Source organism: Limnovirga soli, from assembly GCF_013106755.1.
Classification (GTDB): domain Bacteria; phylum Bacteroidota; class Bacteroidia; order Chitinophagales; family Chitinophagaceae; genus Limnovirga; species Limnovirga soli.
In genome coordinates this window covers 1-15,365 of the sequence record NZ_WHPF01000026.1, presented here as the reverse complement: position 1 = coordinate 15,365, position 15,365 = coordinate 1, and the positions used below count along the sequence as shown (strand labels likewise).

At 36.7% G+C, this 15,365-nt stretch carries 18 protein-coding genes; 15 read left to right on the top strand and 3 right to left on the bottom strand.

Features of this window, described 5'->3' with window-relative positions; translation table 11 throughout:
• Positions 1-113 precede the first annotated feature (113 nt).
• Together lipA and GD597_RS21540 are read right to left on the bottom strand one after the other, a co-directional pair.
• Positions 114-1,052, bottom strand: coding sequence for a lipoyl synthase (lipA, locus tag GD597_RS21545; RefSeq protein WP_171609996.1), 939 nt, complete (start codon positions 1,050-1,052; stop codon positions 114-116).
• Positions 1,053-1,165: 113 nt separating this feature from the next.
• The gene (locus GD597_RS21540) at positions 1,166-2,011 is read right to left on the bottom strand and encodes a hypothetical protein (protein WP_171609995.1); all 846 of its coding nucleotides are present in this window, start codon (positions 2,009-2,011) and stop codon (positions 1,166-1,168) included.
• A 41-nt stretch (positions 2,012-2,052) separates the two neighbouring features.
• Between GD597_RS21540 and GD597_RS21535 the strand changes: the two genes are divergently transcribed.
• The 4 genes from GD597_RS21535 (at position 2,053) to GD597_RS21520 (ending at position 6,780) form a co-directional block, all read left to right on the top strand.
• Entirely contained in the window at positions 2,053-2,457 is a 405-nt protein-coding gene (locus tag GD597_RS21535; protein WP_171609994.1) for an OsmC family protein, read from the top strand.
• Positions 2,458-3,085: 628 nt separating this feature from the next.
• On the top strand, positions 3,086-3,280 hold the full coding sequence (locus GD597_RS21530) for a DUF1737 domain-containing protein (RefSeq protein ID WP_171609993.1): 195 nt from the start codon (positions 3,086-3,088) through the stop codon (positions 3,278-3,280).
• A gap of 274 nt (positions 3,281-3,554) precedes the next feature.
• Positions 3,555-4,328: a hypothetical protein gene (locus tag GD597_RS21525; protein ID WP_171609992.1), complete on the top strand. Its 774-nt coding sequence runs from the start codon at positions 3,555-3,557 to the stop codon at positions 4,326-4,328.
• Positions 4,312-6,780 carry an AMP-binding protein gene (locus GD597_RS21520; protein ID WP_171609991.1) on the top strand — a complete coding sequence of 823 codons (2,469 nt, stop codon included), beginning with the start codon at positions 4,312-4,314 and terminating at the stop codon, positions 6,778-6,780. Before GD597_RS21525 ends, GD597_RS21520 begins: the two co-directional genes overlap by 17 nt.
• A gap of 190 nt (positions 6,781-6,970) precedes the next feature.
• Here GD597_RS21520 and GD597_RS21515 read toward each other — a convergent pair whose 3' ends face one another.
• Positions 6,971-7,504, bottom strand: coding sequence for a hypothetical protein (locus tag GD597_RS21515; protein ID WP_171609990.1), 534 nt, complete (start codon positions 7,502-7,504; stop codon positions 6,971-6,973).
• 684 nt (positions 7,505-8,188) lie between these two features.
• Here GD597_RS21515 and GD597_RS21510 point away from each other — a divergent pair.
• From GD597_RS21510 to GD597_RS21460, 11 genes are all read left to right on the top strand, one after another.
• On the top strand, positions 8,189-8,746 hold the full coding sequence (locus tag GD597_RS21510) for a hypothetical protein (RefSeq protein ID WP_171609989.1): 558 nt from the start codon (positions 8,189-8,191) through the stop codon (positions 8,744-8,746).
• Between the two features lie 120 nt (positions 8,747-8,866).
• Entirely contained in the window at positions 8,867-9,409 is a 543-nt protein-coding gene (locus GD597_RS21505) for a hypothetical protein (protein WP_171609988.1), read from the top strand.
• Positions 9,384-10,112, top strand: coding sequence for a hypothetical protein (locus tag GD597_RS21500; protein WP_171609987.1), 729 nt, complete (start codon positions 9,384-9,386; stop codon positions 10,110-10,112). The genes GD597_RS21505 and GD597_RS21500 overlap by 26 nt, the downstream gene beginning before the upstream one ends.
• 232 nt (positions 10,113-10,344) lie before the next feature.
• A complete protein-coding gene (locus GD597_RS21495; protein WP_171609986.1) occupies positions 10,345-10,842 on the top strand; it encodes a hypothetical protein in 498 nt (165 codons plus the stop codon).
• A gap of 319 nt (positions 10,843-11,161) precedes the next feature.
• The gene (locus GD597_RS21490) at positions 11,162-11,671 is read left to right on the top strand and encodes a M23 family metallopeptidase (protein WP_171609985.1); all 510 of its coding nucleotides are present in this window, start codon (positions 11,162-11,164) and stop codon (positions 11,669-11,671) included.
• 339 nt (positions 11,672-12,010) lie between these two features.
• On the top strand, positions 12,011-12,514 hold the full coding sequence (locus GD597_RS21485) for an SMI1/KNR4 family protein (RefSeq protein ID WP_171609984.1): 504 nt from the start codon (positions 12,011-12,013) through the stop codon (positions 12,512-12,514).
• Between the two features lie 104 nt (positions 12,515-12,618).
• Positions 12,619-13,197, top strand: a complete 579-nt coding sequence (locus GD597_RS21480; protein ID WP_171609983.1) for a hypothetical protein — start codon at positions 12,619-12,621, stop codon at positions 13,195-13,197.
• Positions 13,198-13,408: 211 nt separating this feature from the next.
• Complete coding sequence (locus GD597_RS21475; RefSeq protein ID WP_171609982.1) at positions 13,409-13,909, top strand: hypothetical protein; 501 nt, start codon at positions 13,409-13,411, stop codon at positions 13,907-13,909.
• 195 nt (positions 13,910-14,104) lie between these two features.
• Positions 14,105-14,455, top strand: coding sequence for a hypothetical protein (locus GD597_RS21470; protein WP_171609981.1), 351 nt, complete (start codon positions 14,105-14,107; stop codon positions 14,453-14,455).
• A 6-nt stretch (positions 14,456-14,461) separates the two neighbouring features.
• Positions 14,462-14,704 carry a hypothetical protein gene (locus GD597_RS21465; protein ID WP_171609980.1) on the top strand — a complete coding sequence of 81 codons (243 nt, stop codon included), beginning with the start codon at positions 14,462-14,464 and terminating at the stop codon, positions 14,702-14,704.
• 227 nt (positions 14,705-14,931) lie between these two features.
• The gene (locus GD597_RS21460) at positions 14,932-15,156 is read left to right on the top strand and encodes a hypothetical protein (protein WP_171609979.1); all 225 of its coding nucleotides are present in this window, start codon (positions 14,932-14,934) and stop codon (positions 15,154-15,156) included.
• Positions 15,157-15,365: the final 209 nt, after the last annotated feature.

Here is a 15,365-nt window from a genome sequence, read left to right as displayed (position 1 = left end):
CTTTTTTAAACTTAGAATACGCAAGTAAAGCTGCTTAATGCTTTAATAGCCCGGCTAACAATAAAAAAACCTGTATTGAGCGCAATACAGGTTTGTATAAAAATTATAATCTTTTAATCGTTTATAAAGGGCACTTTTTCTGCTTCCCATTTTTGCCTGCCATAGCCTTGAATTACATGGCGTTCGCTATGGTAGGATGAACGCACCAGCGGGCCACTCTCTACATAATCAAAACCAAGCTGATAACCAATTTCACGCAGTTCGGCAAACTCATCGGGGTGAACAAAACGGTGTACCGGCAAATGTTTGGCAGTAGGTTGCAGATACTGGCCAAGTGTAAGTACATCTACATGTGCGGCCGCAAGGTCTTCCATAGCCTGTATAATTTCTTCTTTGGTTTCGCCAAGGCCCAGCATCATACCTGTTTTTGTACGCATACCACCTTCTTTTAAAATACGCAATACATCAATACTGCGGCGAAATTTGGCTTGTATTCTTACTTGCTTAGACAAGCGTTCTACCGTTTCTATATTATGGCTTACTACTTCTGGTGCTGCATCAATTACCCGCTGAATATTTTCGGCCTGACCCTTAAAATCGGGTATCAGGGTTTCTAAAGTAGTACCGGGGTTAAGTGCTTTTACGGCCTTAATGGTATTGTACCAAATGATGGAGCCCCCATCGCGTATTTCATCTCGGTCTACACTGGTAATTACCGCATGTTTAACCTTCATCAGGTGAATAGCTTCTGCAACACGTTGTGGTTCATCCCAATCTATAGGGTCGGGTCTGCCGGTAGCTACCGCACAAAAACCGCAGCTACGGGTACAAATATTACCCAAAATCATAAATGTGGCGGTACCCTCGCCCCAGCATTCGCCCATATTTGGGCAGTTACCACTTTCACAAATAGTATGAAGTTTATGGGTATCTACCAGTCCGCGAACATGTTTGTAACTTTCGCCAATAGGTAATTTAACCCTAAGCCAATCAGGTTTTTTTATACGGGTGGTAGCCGTATCAACAGTATTTACAACGGGAAGTTCCAGCATTTTAATAGTGTATATGCGTTTTATTAAAGTCAATGTAATTAACTAAAGCGCAGGTTTTTGGTTCACAAAAAACCAGATAAAACGCATTGATTAAAGTAAAACGCAAAAATAGGTTACTTTCTTTTTCCAAATTCAAAGGCGATATAACCGTTGAAAAAGAATTTTTTGGCAGGATTATCAACCATTATGGGCATTTCTTTGGTATAGTATTCGGCATTTACGCCTACTTCAATGGCAGATAACAGCTCTTTAAACCTGCCATAATCAAACCGAAGGGCAAGGCGGGCCTGCACACCAGGTACAAAAGAGCCTTCGCTAAAGCCTTTCCCAAAACCGGCGCCACCAGTTATGGCGGTGGGGTCTAAAAAGGTGTTGGCAGTAGCATCGGAATATTTTATATCTATAATTCCACCTGATGCGGTGTCTCTTACAGCGATATAATAAGGTTTAAGATACCCTAACGAAATACCGGCACCATAAATGGCTGATACGGCAACACCGTTTTTGTTACCCTTTCCTCCTATCAGCCTTTGCTGGCCTAAGCCGGCTTTTAAAGAATAGAAATTGTTTTGTTTACCAAAAACAAAAGGGTTACCTATCAATAAAAAGCCACCGCCAAAATCCTGACCGGTAGATACTTTTTCTTCCTTAGGGCTTTTACGCTCATCAAATTGCAACCACCATACATTGGTTTTGGTAATGGTTTTATATTTACCGTGTTCGTAAATAAATCCCCAGCCATCGGTATTTAATTTTACGCCCCAGGCGGTTTGTTTGGAAAAAACCATTGCGCCTTCTTCTTCCAGTTTTATCAGTTTATCAATCTTCTCCTTGCGTTCATTTCTCTTTATTTCTCTTGCTGATAAAGTAGTATCCTTACTATTTGTAGTGGTATTTTGAGCGAATAAAGAAACCGTAACCGGGCTAATCATCAGTAGCAAAAAAATCTTCTTTATCATGATATAATTTGTTGGTCGTAAATTTAGGCAAAATTAGTACAATGACTTCTCAAATAATTTATAAAGGTGCTTTAAGAACCGAAGCTACACATTTGCAAAGCGGCACTGCTATTGAAACAGATGCCCCATTGGATAATCAGGGTAAGGGAGAACGTTTCTCTCCTACCGATTTATTAGCCACTTCTCTAGGCAATTGTATGATTACCATTATGGGTATTAAAGCAAGAGATATGAATATTGACCTTACCGGCACCACGCTTGATATTACCAAAATAATGAAGGCCGAACCAAGACGTGTGGGTGGTATTAAAGTAGTACTCAATTTCCCTGCTCACCTGCAACTTAGCGATAAAGACAAAACCATTTTACAAAATGCAGGCTTAACATGCCCCGTAGCTAAAAGCCTTCATCCCGATCTTGAACAGGATATCAGCTTTAACTGGTAACATAGCTTAAACGGCGTTTCACAAAAAAAATTTCGTACAATCCAGGTGTTTTTTTAATATGAACACCTGTATTGTTATGTATATACCATAAGCAACAAACCTGCACCCAATAAAAAAGCGCTATCCTTTTAACTGGAAAGCGCTATATACCCAATTGTAATGCTAAAAATGTTTAGTACCTGCGGTAATGCCCGCGATACCGTGGTGTATAATAATAGGGTCTGTAATATGGCCTAACCTGTACCATTGGTCTAACAACTACAGGTGGCCTGCGATATGCCGGTCTAACCGCCACAGAGGCCGAGGTGGCGCAACCGTTAAAAGCAACAACAGCCATTATTATAACCAGTATTTTAAATATGCTTTTCATATAGGTATGACGCTGAAAAGTAAAAAGGTTTAAAGCATAAACAGAGTTTCTTCCAAAATAATTGCCAATATTAGCCGGGCATTGGTACAAATGGCATCACCGCTTGCGTCGCACACTTGTACAAAGGAAGGTTAATGGGCTTTTAACAGCCAAAAAGCTAACCAACAGATATCATAAGTAAAATGTGGTAAAATTTTATTTCCTACTAATTTAATAGGAATTGAAATAAAACTATTATTTTTGATTAAAAAACATACAATGGCATACAAAGAATATCAAATTTTAAGCGAACTGAATATTTATGAATTTACCCAAAAAGTAAATCAGCAAATGAATGAAGGCTGGCAGCCATCCGGCAATGTAAACCTGCTATTGGCCCATATTGCCAACGATTTAAAAATTGTAGAACAGGGCGATTTGGTAATTATTTATTCTCAGGCAATGGTAAGATAAATGGCTAACCCATGAAAAAGTAAAACCGGGTTTTATAAGGCCCGGTTTTTTTTCCCCTCCAGTCCAGCTTATACATACATATTGCTTTTTGTTGCCACAAAGAAAGAACCCCGAAGTGTGCGACGCAAGCGGCGATGCCCAAAGCAATACAGCCCGGCTAACAACTATTTAAAAAATTATGCACTTATTTACACCATCAGTTTGCATATTCTAAAAGCGCTAACTATATTACAGTTTCTTGTACAGGATAAAAACCAATAACACATTTTCTTGAATGGAATTATTTTTCGCGTACGATTGGCAGCGTTTAGAAACATACCAGCGTTTAAACCCCTTACAAAACGATATTGTAATTCATGAGCATAATAATTGGGTACATTTTTCATTTAAACAGGTAGATTTTTTTAATTACGCTTTTGGTGCAGATAACCAGCCTTTACTTAGAAACAACCTGGCCAATATTGAAAGCTTTTATACCAGCCGGCAAATTAACAAGTACCGCATTATTGTACCGGCAGATTGTGCTGACAGCCGCAAATTATTGCTGGCCAATCATTACAGGCCCACCTCGTGTATTGTAAAAACCAATTTTCCTTTGTACCAGCCAGTACCTGTTGATTATCTAAATGCCGTTAGCTTTATAAAAACCGATGCCAACAATATTCGGGATTTTACTGCCATTTATCTGGAAGGCTTTGAAGCCATCGGCCGCGATATTGACGAAGTTTGCAACAATTTTAAAGGATTGCTTACCATACCCGGCAATGAGTTATTCCTGATGCAAAACAAGGATGAATATGTAGGTATTGTGGTTTTATATGGCAGTAACCACCATTATTTTTTGGCTGGCGGCGCAGTAATTCCCAAACATAGAAATCAGCATTATCATAAAGCAGCACTGGCATTCAGGTTAAATAAATGCCTGCAGGATAAGGCAGTACAATCAGTAATTTCATATGCTTATGAAAATGGTATTAGCTTAGCCAATATGCAGGCCTTGCACATGACAAAAGAACGGGAATTTGACCAATATGAGCTTTGTTTATAAACTATATCAATCGCTGCTATCCAATACAGAGCATATTGCCATTACCGATGGCAATGTGCAAATCAGTTATCAGCAATTATTGCAAAAGTCGCTGGCCATTGCACAAGCAATACAAGCAAATGAATATAAAGGGGGTTGCATTGCCATTGTAGTTGAAGATGGTATAACGCATATCAGCGCCATATTGGGCATTGTATTTTCGGGCAATTATTATTTATCTGTTACAAAAGATAATCAGCATTTTTTGGCTGATCAGTCTGGCCTGCATATAAAAGCAATTATTACAGATGATGCCGGTGTTATTGCTGGTTTGGAGCAAATACCGCATTTGCAAACAGCGCAGATTTTTAATACAACAAAAGCGCCACTGGAAATACTTGCCGCTAACTATACAAATGAAATGCCTTTTTGCGCTTTTAGTACCTCGGGTAGTACGGGTAGCCCAAAAATAGTAATACATGCCGCAGAAAATATTGATAACGATACCATGCGGCAAATTGTATCGAATAATATTACTGCTGCTGACCGTATAGATTTGGTTTTCTCCTTTTCGTTTAGCGCTTCGCTGGCTTGTATTTTTCCTGCCCTCCTGGCAGGCGCCACCATTTGTATGTTTAATATAAAAAAAGAAGGCATTCACCAATTAAAACAGTTTTGGCAAAAACAATATATCAGCTTTAGCACCCTTTCTGTTTCCTCTTTCAGAACCTTATTTGCCTTACATCATTCTTTTACTGATGTTCCCCATATAAGATTTATTTCCATTGGCGCAGAACCGGTTACTGACGAGGATGTACAGCTTTTTACCCATCAATTTTTACCTGGCACCATTTTACAAATTTCCTATGCCACCACTGAAACCAGAACCATTACCGAGGTAAAAATTACCAACGGACAAAACGCCGGTAATTTCCTCACCTCGGCAGGTAAAGTGGTACAAGGCAAAGCCATTGTTATACTGGATAAGCAGGGCAATGCCTGTGCAGCAAATACAGTGGGTGAAATTGCGGTTCACTCCGCCTATATTGCCCGGGCATATGCAGGCAATGCCGCAGCCACTGCACAAGCTTTTTCAATAAACGGCAAACAAATTACTTACCATACCGGCGACATGGGTTATATCAATAACGAAGGCTATTTATTTATTACCGGCCGAAAATATTTTACCAGCAAAATCAATGGCATACAAATAAACCTCCAGTTTATTGAAAAAACCATACAACAAATTACCCATGCTACACAGGTAGCGGCCATTATTCAAACCGGTATAACGGGGGTAAAACAAATAAAAATTTACTTTCAATCGCCTCATCAGCCAGATATAGAAAAATTAAAAGAACAGCTGCGAAATCTTTTACCCGAATCGCACCTGCCACATAGTTTTACGCGTATAGATCATTTACCAGTAACCCATACCGGAAAGCTGGACAGAAAAAGCCTGGAAAAGCTGGTTTTAGGCAATGCCACTACACCAAATGCAATGGAACAACTTGGTTCAGTTGAGCAAACCATTGTGGATGTTTTTAATCAGGTGTTGGGTATACAGCACACCAGCCTAAACAGTAATTATTTTACCGATTTGGGTGGCGACTCATTAAACTGTTTTGTTTGCATTCACCAGCTAGAAAAGCAGCTAAACACGCAAATACCCAACCACGCCATTTTTACCTGCCCTACGCCCCTATTATTGGCCAAATACCTTAGTTATAACTTATTTCAAAACAGCATTACACACCAATACATTAACCAATATATTCCCGGCCGAAAAACCATTTGTTTTATTGATTTGCAAAATGCCGGCACCTACCAACATTGCTTTCAAAACAAAGCATTAGCCAGTTATAATTTATTAGTTATTGGCATCAACATTTTTGCCATTGCAGACTTTAACAATGCCCGGGCCGCCACGCAAATTATGGAGCAATGCCTTTCCGTATTATCCACCCAAAACGGGTTAATATTGGTGGGCTATAGCTTTTGGGGGTATATGGCTTTTCAGTTATCGGCCAAATTACCCAATGCGCAACTGCTGGTAATGATAGATACCCCACATTATTTTAACTATGCCCTCTATACCAACAACACAAAAACGCAAACTATTAAAAACATACTAACAACCGCCATTAGCCAAAAAAGCTGGCAGTTACCCTGGCAGGCCATTCAAATGCACAGGCAAAAAAAACGGGCTATCAACAGCCAAAAAATCAATGGCGCCAATTATAGTAATGGCATCAATTATTTGGTGCAGTATGGACACCAACTCAATACCAACACGCCCATACTGTTTATAAAAAGTCTGGAGCATATAGGCCACAAACAGCATGGCAGCAATTGGCAGCCACATAGTTCTAAAAAGTTGATACAAAAAACAATCTATTGTAATCACCAGCAATTAATGCAGCCAAAAAATGCAGCGCAAATAGTAGATCTAATCGTTCAGCAACTGCAATAAAAACAACCCCATTTTCACTTAGCAGGCTATAAGAAAAGACAAATGTATGGGCCGGGCAATGCAGCCATAATGGGCTTTACTTGCGTCGCACACTTGTACGTTCGGATTATTAAGCATCTTTTACCGTAGTGAAGACCTAAGCACATTGTTGTTGGGCAGGCGACCAACAATGGCGAAGAAGGGAAAGAATTTAGTATCCGTTATCAACAAATTCTTTAGAATGCATAATTGAATCAACCCTTTCAACACTATTTAATTTAATTGATTTTCCCATTTCACCTTTATACCAAAACTGTAGTGATGAGATTTGCTTAGGATTTCTTTTAATACTATCCTTATTATAAACATCATAGTAAACATTAATTATTGAATGTGTATTAATAGCAACCTGATTATCTTCAATAAATTCATAACCAGGTAGGCAATCTCCTTTCTTTTGCCCCAAAAAAGTAATAACCCCTATAGGTAAATCATTTATACTTGATGTATCAAGATAAGATTTTGCAAGCGTAACAAAATCATAAGGTTTCATAGACCCATTTTCATAATTTGTAATAATTAATGAAACACCATATAATCTATTCCCATCAACTTCAAATAAATCTGTAGTATAAAAAATTAGTTCTTTTTTATTATCTTTTGTACCAAATCTTATACAATTTTTCATCCACGGATTGCATGATGAAGACAATAAAAAAATCGCGATAAAAAAGTATTTATACATAATAATTTAAATTACAGGGTTCAAAAAAATTCCCAATTTTCATTCTCCGAAGCTTCCCTGCTTCCTTCTCCGCCGAGTCTCCTAAGATTTGCTCTGCGTGTGGCAGGGACTCTGCGGCTCGATAATTGCAAAGTTAAATTATGCCTTTCTTTTTAATCCCTGACGGAAATATCTTGTTCCCGGCAATGGTATTCCATTGCATGGCTTGTTGTGTCACAAACTTGTACGGTTGGGATTCTACCGGGCTTTTAATAAAGCGTACAGAATAACAACTATGTTTAATCCCCGTTATGGTAAAGGAATACTAAAAAAAGGGGAAAAAAAACCTTGGCCAAAACAAGTGTGGTTCGGTGCTCCTTCGCTTCTTGTTCGCTATCGCTTCGTGTCTTGTTCGCTTCCCACCGAAGCGGCACCGAAGCGACACCGAAGCAGGTACGAAGGAAACATAGAGAAAACACGAACAAAACACCATTTTTGGCAGCCAAATAGCTTTTGGGAAAAAAGCCGGTTTTGGGTGTAACACTACAATAAGCTTTGCTAAAAAAGTACGGTTTAAAAATTAACGCACCATCTATTTTTAAAAACGCACTTTAAAAGCATTGGTTATCAATAACGCTTTTTTTGGAATAGGTATTTAGTTCGTCTATTTTTGAGTTGGTAGCAATGTTTAGAGACTTCACGTTTATGAAAACAATCCCAGGACTTTTATTCCTTTTAATCATCGGTTGTGCAGACAACAAACCAAAGGCGGACAATCAGACTTTGGACTTTGGCTCATTTTCTATTGTGACGCCAAACGGTTGGACAAAAATTAAAGCACAAGGAGCAGACAGTTACATTGGACGAATTGCAATTGACAATACCGACACAATAGATTTTGACTTAGGTTGGTACTCAAACACGTTGACAGAATCCGAGCCGCAAATAATTGAACGCTCAATGTTAAAATATATGGATGTGCTTGACACTTCTCAATTTATTATTATTGAAAGCCGTAAAGGCATTGACCCAGACAAATTCAGGAAGAATAATATCTCGTGGGACACAATTGATGGACGCAAGGCCAAAATTGTTTATCCAATACAATCAGGTATTGGAACTACAGGTATTTACATTGACAGCTTATGGCAAGGCGGCGCTGACGTTGAAAGATTTAATTTGTATGGCGTCAATTTAAAACCAGCAAACGAAAAATTATTTCTTTTGGCTCTAAAGACAATTAAATTTCACAAGACGAAATAACACTGCTGCCAATCGAGTAAGTAAGGGGGATTTCGCCCCCTGCTACCAAAAGCGACAGAAAAATGCATTTTTTGGAAAGGCAGTTTAGTTAGGTTATTTTTGAGTTAGGAGCAAGCTTGTATGACACCAGAGCAAATTAAAAAATCAATTGACACAAACCAATTACAACTGACTAATAACTGGGACAGGTTTTCTCATTATGGGATAGTGCTTTTTTTGATTTGCATTTCCGTAATAAGTCTTTATGTAAGTTTTTCTTACATTTTAAAAGGAGGCAAGATTAACATTGACAATTGGACAATTGGTTTCTTTGTAGAACCACTAATTTTCGCCTTCTTGTTTTATAGGCTTCAAAAGAAAAGACTAAATTTTTCAAGTATAGACACAAACCTTAGTGTAGATGAAATAATAAAATTACTTGACAATTTAAGTATAGAACAAAAGTGGTCAGTTGAAACAAAAAATAGCCACATTTATTTTGCTAAAACGAATCCAAGTATTTGGTCAGGTAGTTGGGGAGAACAAATAACTATCTTGTTTGACAAAGGAAGAGTTTTAATAAACAGTATTTGTGACTTGGAGAAAAGAAGTTCTGTTGTATCAATGGGAAGGAATAGAAAAAATGTAGCATCAATAATTGACAGAATTAAAGTCAGCAGCTAGTCGAGTAAGCAAAGTGGATTTCGCCCCTGCTACCAACAGCAGCATAAGAACACATTTTTTGGAAACGCTATTTAGTTCTTCTATTTTTGAGTTAGACGCAAGTAAAAAATTCATGAAATATTTCTATTTACTATTCATTTCTTTCTTGTTCGGATTGAAGATCGACGCGCAGGCAACAAAGCCATTCAAAAAGAAACTAACTAATGAAATTGTTGTAACAGGTCTTATTGATACCGAAGTTCCAGATTATGTATTCAACATGAAATGTGAGATTAATGGAAAAGTTATTTATAAAGCAGATTCTTTAACGGAATTTGAATTTGTTCAAAAGAATTATCCAATTGTATCACAAATTGGCCCAAATAAATTTCAGTTACTTCTCGAACAGAATGAACGCCCAAATAAAAACCTGATACTCGATTTAGTTATAGAAAATTCAAAGATTGTTAGCAAAACCGTAATTCCTTCCTTTGACTCCACATTTATAAATTCAAATAATCAAAGAGTTTATTGTGGTGTTTACGACTATAATCAAGAGGACGAACATAAAAGATTCAGTTATATTCCAACTCTCTTTTTTATTAATTCAAAAAATGGACTGTCGCTTGATTCAAACACAACTATATCTTACAACAAAAAAGTGTGGGGTAAATTTTATGGCTTTACACCTAATTACAAGCTTAATTTAAAGCCGAATTACTAATTACCTGCGCCTGATATTCCATTACATCTATTGGGCTTTCGAAAAAACCACCATTAGTAAATAGTATAAGCCCCATTGATGCCTTTTGGAAAAAGGGAAATATTAAATGGTAAAAAAATAAACCCACCATCTATTTTAAAAAACGCACTATAAAAGCATTGGTTATCAATAACGCATTTTTTTTGGAAAGGCTATTTAGTTCGGCTATTTTTGAGTTAGTTTAAATTGTAAAATGACACAAGCAACTTATATAAAATTGTCATTGCTGGCTTTAATCCTTTTTATTAAATCCAATGATTTAAAATGTCAATCGATACAATCATACGTAGATATTGTAAAGCATCACCGATTATTTGTTGATTCACTTATAGACTCCTATTACTCAAATCCTGCTACTACACTCTTGCACGAAATTATTCATTACTCATGTCTTAATAACAACATTGGTTATGGAAGTGGAGGTTCTGCAGATATTTATAAAGCCCCTCAGACAAAAACAATATATCAACTTAGTTATACAAATGGTTGTGACTCAGTTATAACAGAGAGAACTTTGTATTTTATTAATAACAAAATTGTACTTGCTATCATTTCTGATAGTGCTAAAAGTGTAACAGTATATTACCGAAATGACAAATACTTGAATATAGATAATTTCAGTTTAGTATCTGAAAAGTTAGCAGATAACATTTTGGTAGACGGGTATCTAATTTTGAAAGGTTTTAAGTAGAAAACATATAGTGGGAACATTAGGCCTAGCCTTATTAGGCTTGAGAAATATTGGCTCCACAATTGATCTTCCCCTACTCTGCCGCAAGTACACACCCAAGCCCTTGCAGCCTTGGGTACTTGTACCAATATAAACCACCATTGGTAAATAGTATAAGCCCTTTTGATGCCTTTTGGAAGAAGCAGAATATTAAATAGTAAAAAAATTAACGCACCATCTATTTTAAAAGCCGGACTATAAAACCATTGGTTATCAATAGCGCCTTTTTTTTGGTAAGGCTATTTAGTTCGTCTATTTTTGAGTTGTTTGCTATTTTACTATGAAACGTTTAACAACCTGCTTTTTACTTTTTGTATTTAATGCTTGTTTTACAAATTCATTTGGTCAGCCATCTACAAATGACACATTTGAACGAGCAAAGGGATCTTTATCTATTCCATTAAGTTCTTATAAGAAAATTGTGTCCATGGATGACAGAAGACATGCTCACTTCTTTGACAGGACTGATTCTTCTTTGACATTTATAACAGATAGTGCAAGTGAGGTAAAAGCATCTTTTAAAGGAATAATTAAAGGTGTATTTGAGATAAATGGTAATTACACAATAATGACAAAGTTTGGCGACTATTTTCTCATATATAGTGGACTCTCAAAACCAAACCGAAAAGTTGGTGAAACCGTTCTTAGTGGACAAATCCTTGGAAAACTACGTAAAGAAAAGGATGATTTGGAATGTGCACTTTGGTTTTCAGTACAGAAGATGGACAAATGTTTGGACGCTTACAAATGGCTCAAACAACAAAGCAGCAAACAACAATTGCATTTCTAAAAGTATTGCTTGATTGAAGCTATGCCCACATTGTTCCTGGTCTTCCGAAGGGTGACCTGGAACTTATAATAAATACCTTTCTGTGTAAGGAGTTAATGGAGAGCATTAGAATTGTTAATGAGATTACCCTAAGTCCTGCTCCCCCACTCTACCGCAAATATGCAGCCAAGCCTTTGCAGCGTTGGGTACTTATATCATCATAAACCACCATTGGTAAATAGTATAAGCCCGTTTGATGCCTTATGGAAAAAGAGGAATATTAAACGGTAAAAAAATAAACGCACCATCTATTTAAAAAAACGCACTATAAAAGCATTGGTTATTAATAACCCATTTTATTTGGAAAGGCTATTTAGTTCGGCTATTTTTGAGTTAGTGGCAATTTACCAGACGATAATAAACATGAAAGAATTGGTCGCCTTGATAATGAATAAACATCAAGATAACGGCATTGAGGTTAATCCGCCTGCTACCATTACGGACATTGCTAATTTTGAAAGTCAAATCGGTTTTGAGTTGCCTAATGATTTTAGAGAGTTTTATTTGACTTGCAATGGTTTTGGTTGTAATGAGGACATCTTTAATATAATTCCACTTCAAGACATCAGACAACATCAACAAGACTATGGGGATAACTGGTTCTATTTTGCGGAGTATATGATTTATTCGGACATGTGGGGAATTAGACGGGCTATAACCGGACAATTTGAAATTTTTAATGGTAGCTACCCGGACAAAACAATAACAACTTCTCTGGCGGAATTTCTACAAAGATTTCTCACAGGAAACGTATTTGAGACTGGTGGACTATATGAATGGCAAAATGAAATTGGAATTAAATAACTGTCACCTGTCGAGTAAGCAAAGGGCATTTCGCCCCCTGCTAACAAACACGGCAGAAGAACACCTTTTTTGGAAAGGCTGTTTAGTTAGGTTATTTTTGAGTTGTGCATCAATTTAACAAACATTTGCGGTTAACAATTTACATATCGACAATTCTCTTTGCGGCACTTCTTTTGGGCTTCAGATTTTTGACTAATCCTGTAACCATAATTGGGCACTTAAAGAATAATTCTAAAGATAATTCTGCATTTGTTGACAGAGTTATTGTATTTGTAAAAGCTGACAATAAAATATTAGCAAAGGTTTTGACTGACGAAAAAGGTGACTTTGAAATAACCATCATTCCACAAAAAGAAAAATCGTTTGACTTTTATTGTACTGGTTTGGGCTTAGACACATTATTAATTTCATCTGTGACAACCTTTGAAAGTGACACAAACGAAATGGCATTTTATATTCCTGGACTACTTAAACGAAATGCTTTAGGCAAAGTTATTTGTCCAATATGCAAGCGAGCTGACAAGGTTTATAAAATTCAATATGGTGACGCACCAGTTATTACTCGGCATATTAGTAATACGGGTGACACAACCTATAGCCCCAAATACAAGGGGACTTATCAGGAAAGTTGTATAATCGGGCCAGCAAAATATTATTGTGACAGAGATAAAGCTAAATTTTAGCGTTCACTTTTTATCGGTGTAAAAAAAGCAAATGCACAGTCGAGTAAGCAAGGGGGCTTTCTCCCCCTGCTAACAAAAGCAGCAGAATAACACATTTTTTGGAAAGGGTATTTAGTTCGGCTATTTTTGAGTTGGCGGCAAGCTTAAAGCAGCATCCGTTTTCTAAACAATATCTTGACAGACACTTACAAAAATTGTTAGACAATCGACAATGGACAAATTAAAAGCTATACTTCTTCTGTTACTTGTTTTCATCTTGACAGTTGTTATTGCTTTCTATTTTGAAAATAATTACAGAGTGCTTGTTCGACACTTCTTTAATTTCTTTCAAGGTGCCAAAATAAAGTTTATAGCAAAAGACTTCCATTTGTTTGCAAGTCCATATATGCTTGCCGCATTCGGACTTTTTTCTGTTTCGTTGACTGTTTTATTATATGGACAAAGTAAAAGAAGACGACTAATTTATTTGAGTTTGACAATTCTGCTCTTTTTCATCACAACATTTGTGTCGACTTATATTGACAGTACAGGGTATGTTGATGAGTGTACAGCTTGTCAAGACGGAGTTAGAAGATTGCACTACAACGAAATCAACTATGACTTTCATTTTATTACAAGTTTGGTCATTGGGCTGTTGCCCTTACTTTGGACTTTTCTCAAAAAGCAAATTTCAAAAAGGCGCCAGAGAAAGCCATCCGGTATCCCACCCTAAACCACCATTGGCAAATAGTATAAGCCCCTTTGATGCCTGTTGGAAGAAGGCGAATATTAAATGGTAAAAAAATAGCCGCACCATCTATTTTAAAAAACGCACTACAAAAGCTTTGGTTATCAATAACGCATTTTTTTTGGTAAGGGTATTTAGTTCGTCTATTTTTGATTTGGTGGCAATTTTACCAGACACACTATGAACATTGACGATTACTCATTACACGACTCAAAAATATTAAGTGTAACAGAAAATACCCAAGACCATTATCTTGACTTTCTGTTAGACTTTCCAACCAATAGGGAAGACAATATTTTTGAACCAAGAACTTTAAGATTTACTGAAGTTATTTTTTACAACATTGATGAAATACCATATTTCGGACAACCTACTATTTTAACAATTGTAAATTTGGGACAAATAAAAAAAGACTTTGGAACAGAGCGAAACGACTTTAAAGTTACAAGGGCAAAAATTGAAATTCAAACAACTGCAGGAAATCGAATAATCGAATACGAAGACTGCAATTTTGTAAATCCTACAAAATAAAATAGCTTGGTACATATAGAACATAAAGACAAAAATATCATTGACATTTTTCAAAGTCGTGACGGAGTAGAAACAAAAGTCGAATTGAAAAACGGCAAACAAATTTCTATTTGGAATATTGCTTGGGGCTACGACATTGGAGACGAATTTGCTCATATCACGACAAATATTAGTCCCAATATTGACAATGCAACTATTGACTTTTTTTTCACGAACGAAATAATCAAAATATTGTCAGACGAAGAATAAAAACTGCCACCAAAATTACATTGCAGCGCTTGGGGCTCTGGAATAACGTTCTTCAACTACTTCAAATATCCCAGCATCATTTCCGGTTGTAGGAATTCTGAGCGACAGTAGAATATATCATGATCTTTTGTAACTTAGTTCAGCGTCAGTAAGCAATGGGCGTCGGAATAACATCCCCCAACCGCTTCACTGCTTTGACGTTAGCTGCAATTTTAGATAGATACTTTATGAAAAAACGTTCCTCACTTGACAAAGCACAATGGACAAATACCAGAGAAGAACAATATCGTAAAGCCTGCGATGAAATACTTTTTGTAATTAATTCTGAATTAATTATAAAAACAGACAAAGTTTATTTGAAAACTGAAAATCACGAAATCTTCCTTTTGAAAATAGACAAATCAAAATCTATGTGGTATGAGCTTTGGCTTATATTAAAATACAAAAATTGAATATCTTATTTGTTTGCAGTAGAAATAAATGGAGAATCCCAACAGGAAAGGTTAGACTCCCAAACCTATTTGCCCAGCCAAAAATATACATGCAAAAGCCCGCACTAAATAGGCGGGCTTTTGTATTTGTGTGCAAATATGGCTATCCTGCCGGTGGCGGTTCATCTGGCGGTGTACCGGAGGAGGCGGGAGAAAGTACATAATCATTG

Bases quoted from the DNA above. Each gene is read 5' to 3' on its own strand.
- GD597_RS21525 (WP_171609992.1), top strand. From the start codon at position 3,555: ATGGAATTATTTTTCGCGTACGATTGGCAGCGTTTAGAAACATACCAG.
- GD597_RS21535 (WP_171609994.1), top strand. From the start codon at position 2,053: ATGACTTCTCAAATAATTTATAAAGGTGCTTTAAGAACCGAAGCTACA.
- lipA (WP_171609996.1), bottom strand. From the start codon at position 1,052: ATGCTGGAACTTCCCGTTGTAAATACTGTTGATACGGCTACCACCCGT.
- GD597_RS21470 (WP_171609981.1), top strand. From the start codon at position 14,105: ATGAACATTGACGATTACTCATTACACGACTCAAAAATATTAAGTGTA.
- GD597_RS21515 (WP_171609990.1), bottom strand. From the start codon at position 7,504: ATGTATAAATACTTTTTTATCGCGATTTTTTTATTGTCTTCATCATGC.
- GD597_RS21495 (WP_171609986.1), top strand. From the start codon at position 10,345: ATGACACAAGCAACTTATATAAAATTGTCATTGCTGGCTTTAATCCTT.
- GD597_RS21475 (WP_171609982.1), top strand. From the start codon at position 13,409: ATGGACAAATTAAAAGCTATACTTCTTCTGTTACTTGTTTTCATCTTG.
- GD597_RS21460 (WP_171609979.1), top strand. From the start codon at position 14,932: ATGAAAAAACGTTCCTCACTTGACAAAGCACAATGGACAAATACCAGA.
- GD597_RS21510 (WP_171609989.1), top strand. From the start codon at position 8,189: ATGAAAACAATCCCAGGACTTTTATTCCTTTTAATCATCGGTTGTGCA.
- GD597_RS21540 (WP_171609995.1), bottom strand. From the start codon at position 2,011: ATGATAAAGAAGATTTTTTTGCTACTGATGATTAGCCCGGTTACGGTT.
- GD597_RS21530 (WP_171609993.1), top strand. From the start codon at position 3,086: ATGGCATACAAAGAATATCAAATTTTAAGCGAACTGAATATTTATGAA.
- GD597_RS21505 (WP_171609988.1), top strand. From the start codon at position 8,867: ATGACACCAGAGCAAATTAAAAAATCAATTGACACAAACCAATTACAA.
- GD597_RS21490 (WP_171609985.1), top strand. From the start codon at position 11,162: ATGAAACGTTTAACAACCTGCTTTTTACTTTTTGTATTTAATGCTTGT.
- GD597_RS21520 (WP_171609991.1), top strand. From the start codon at position 4,312: ATGAGCTTTGTTTATAAACTATATCAATCGCTGCTATCCAATACAGAG.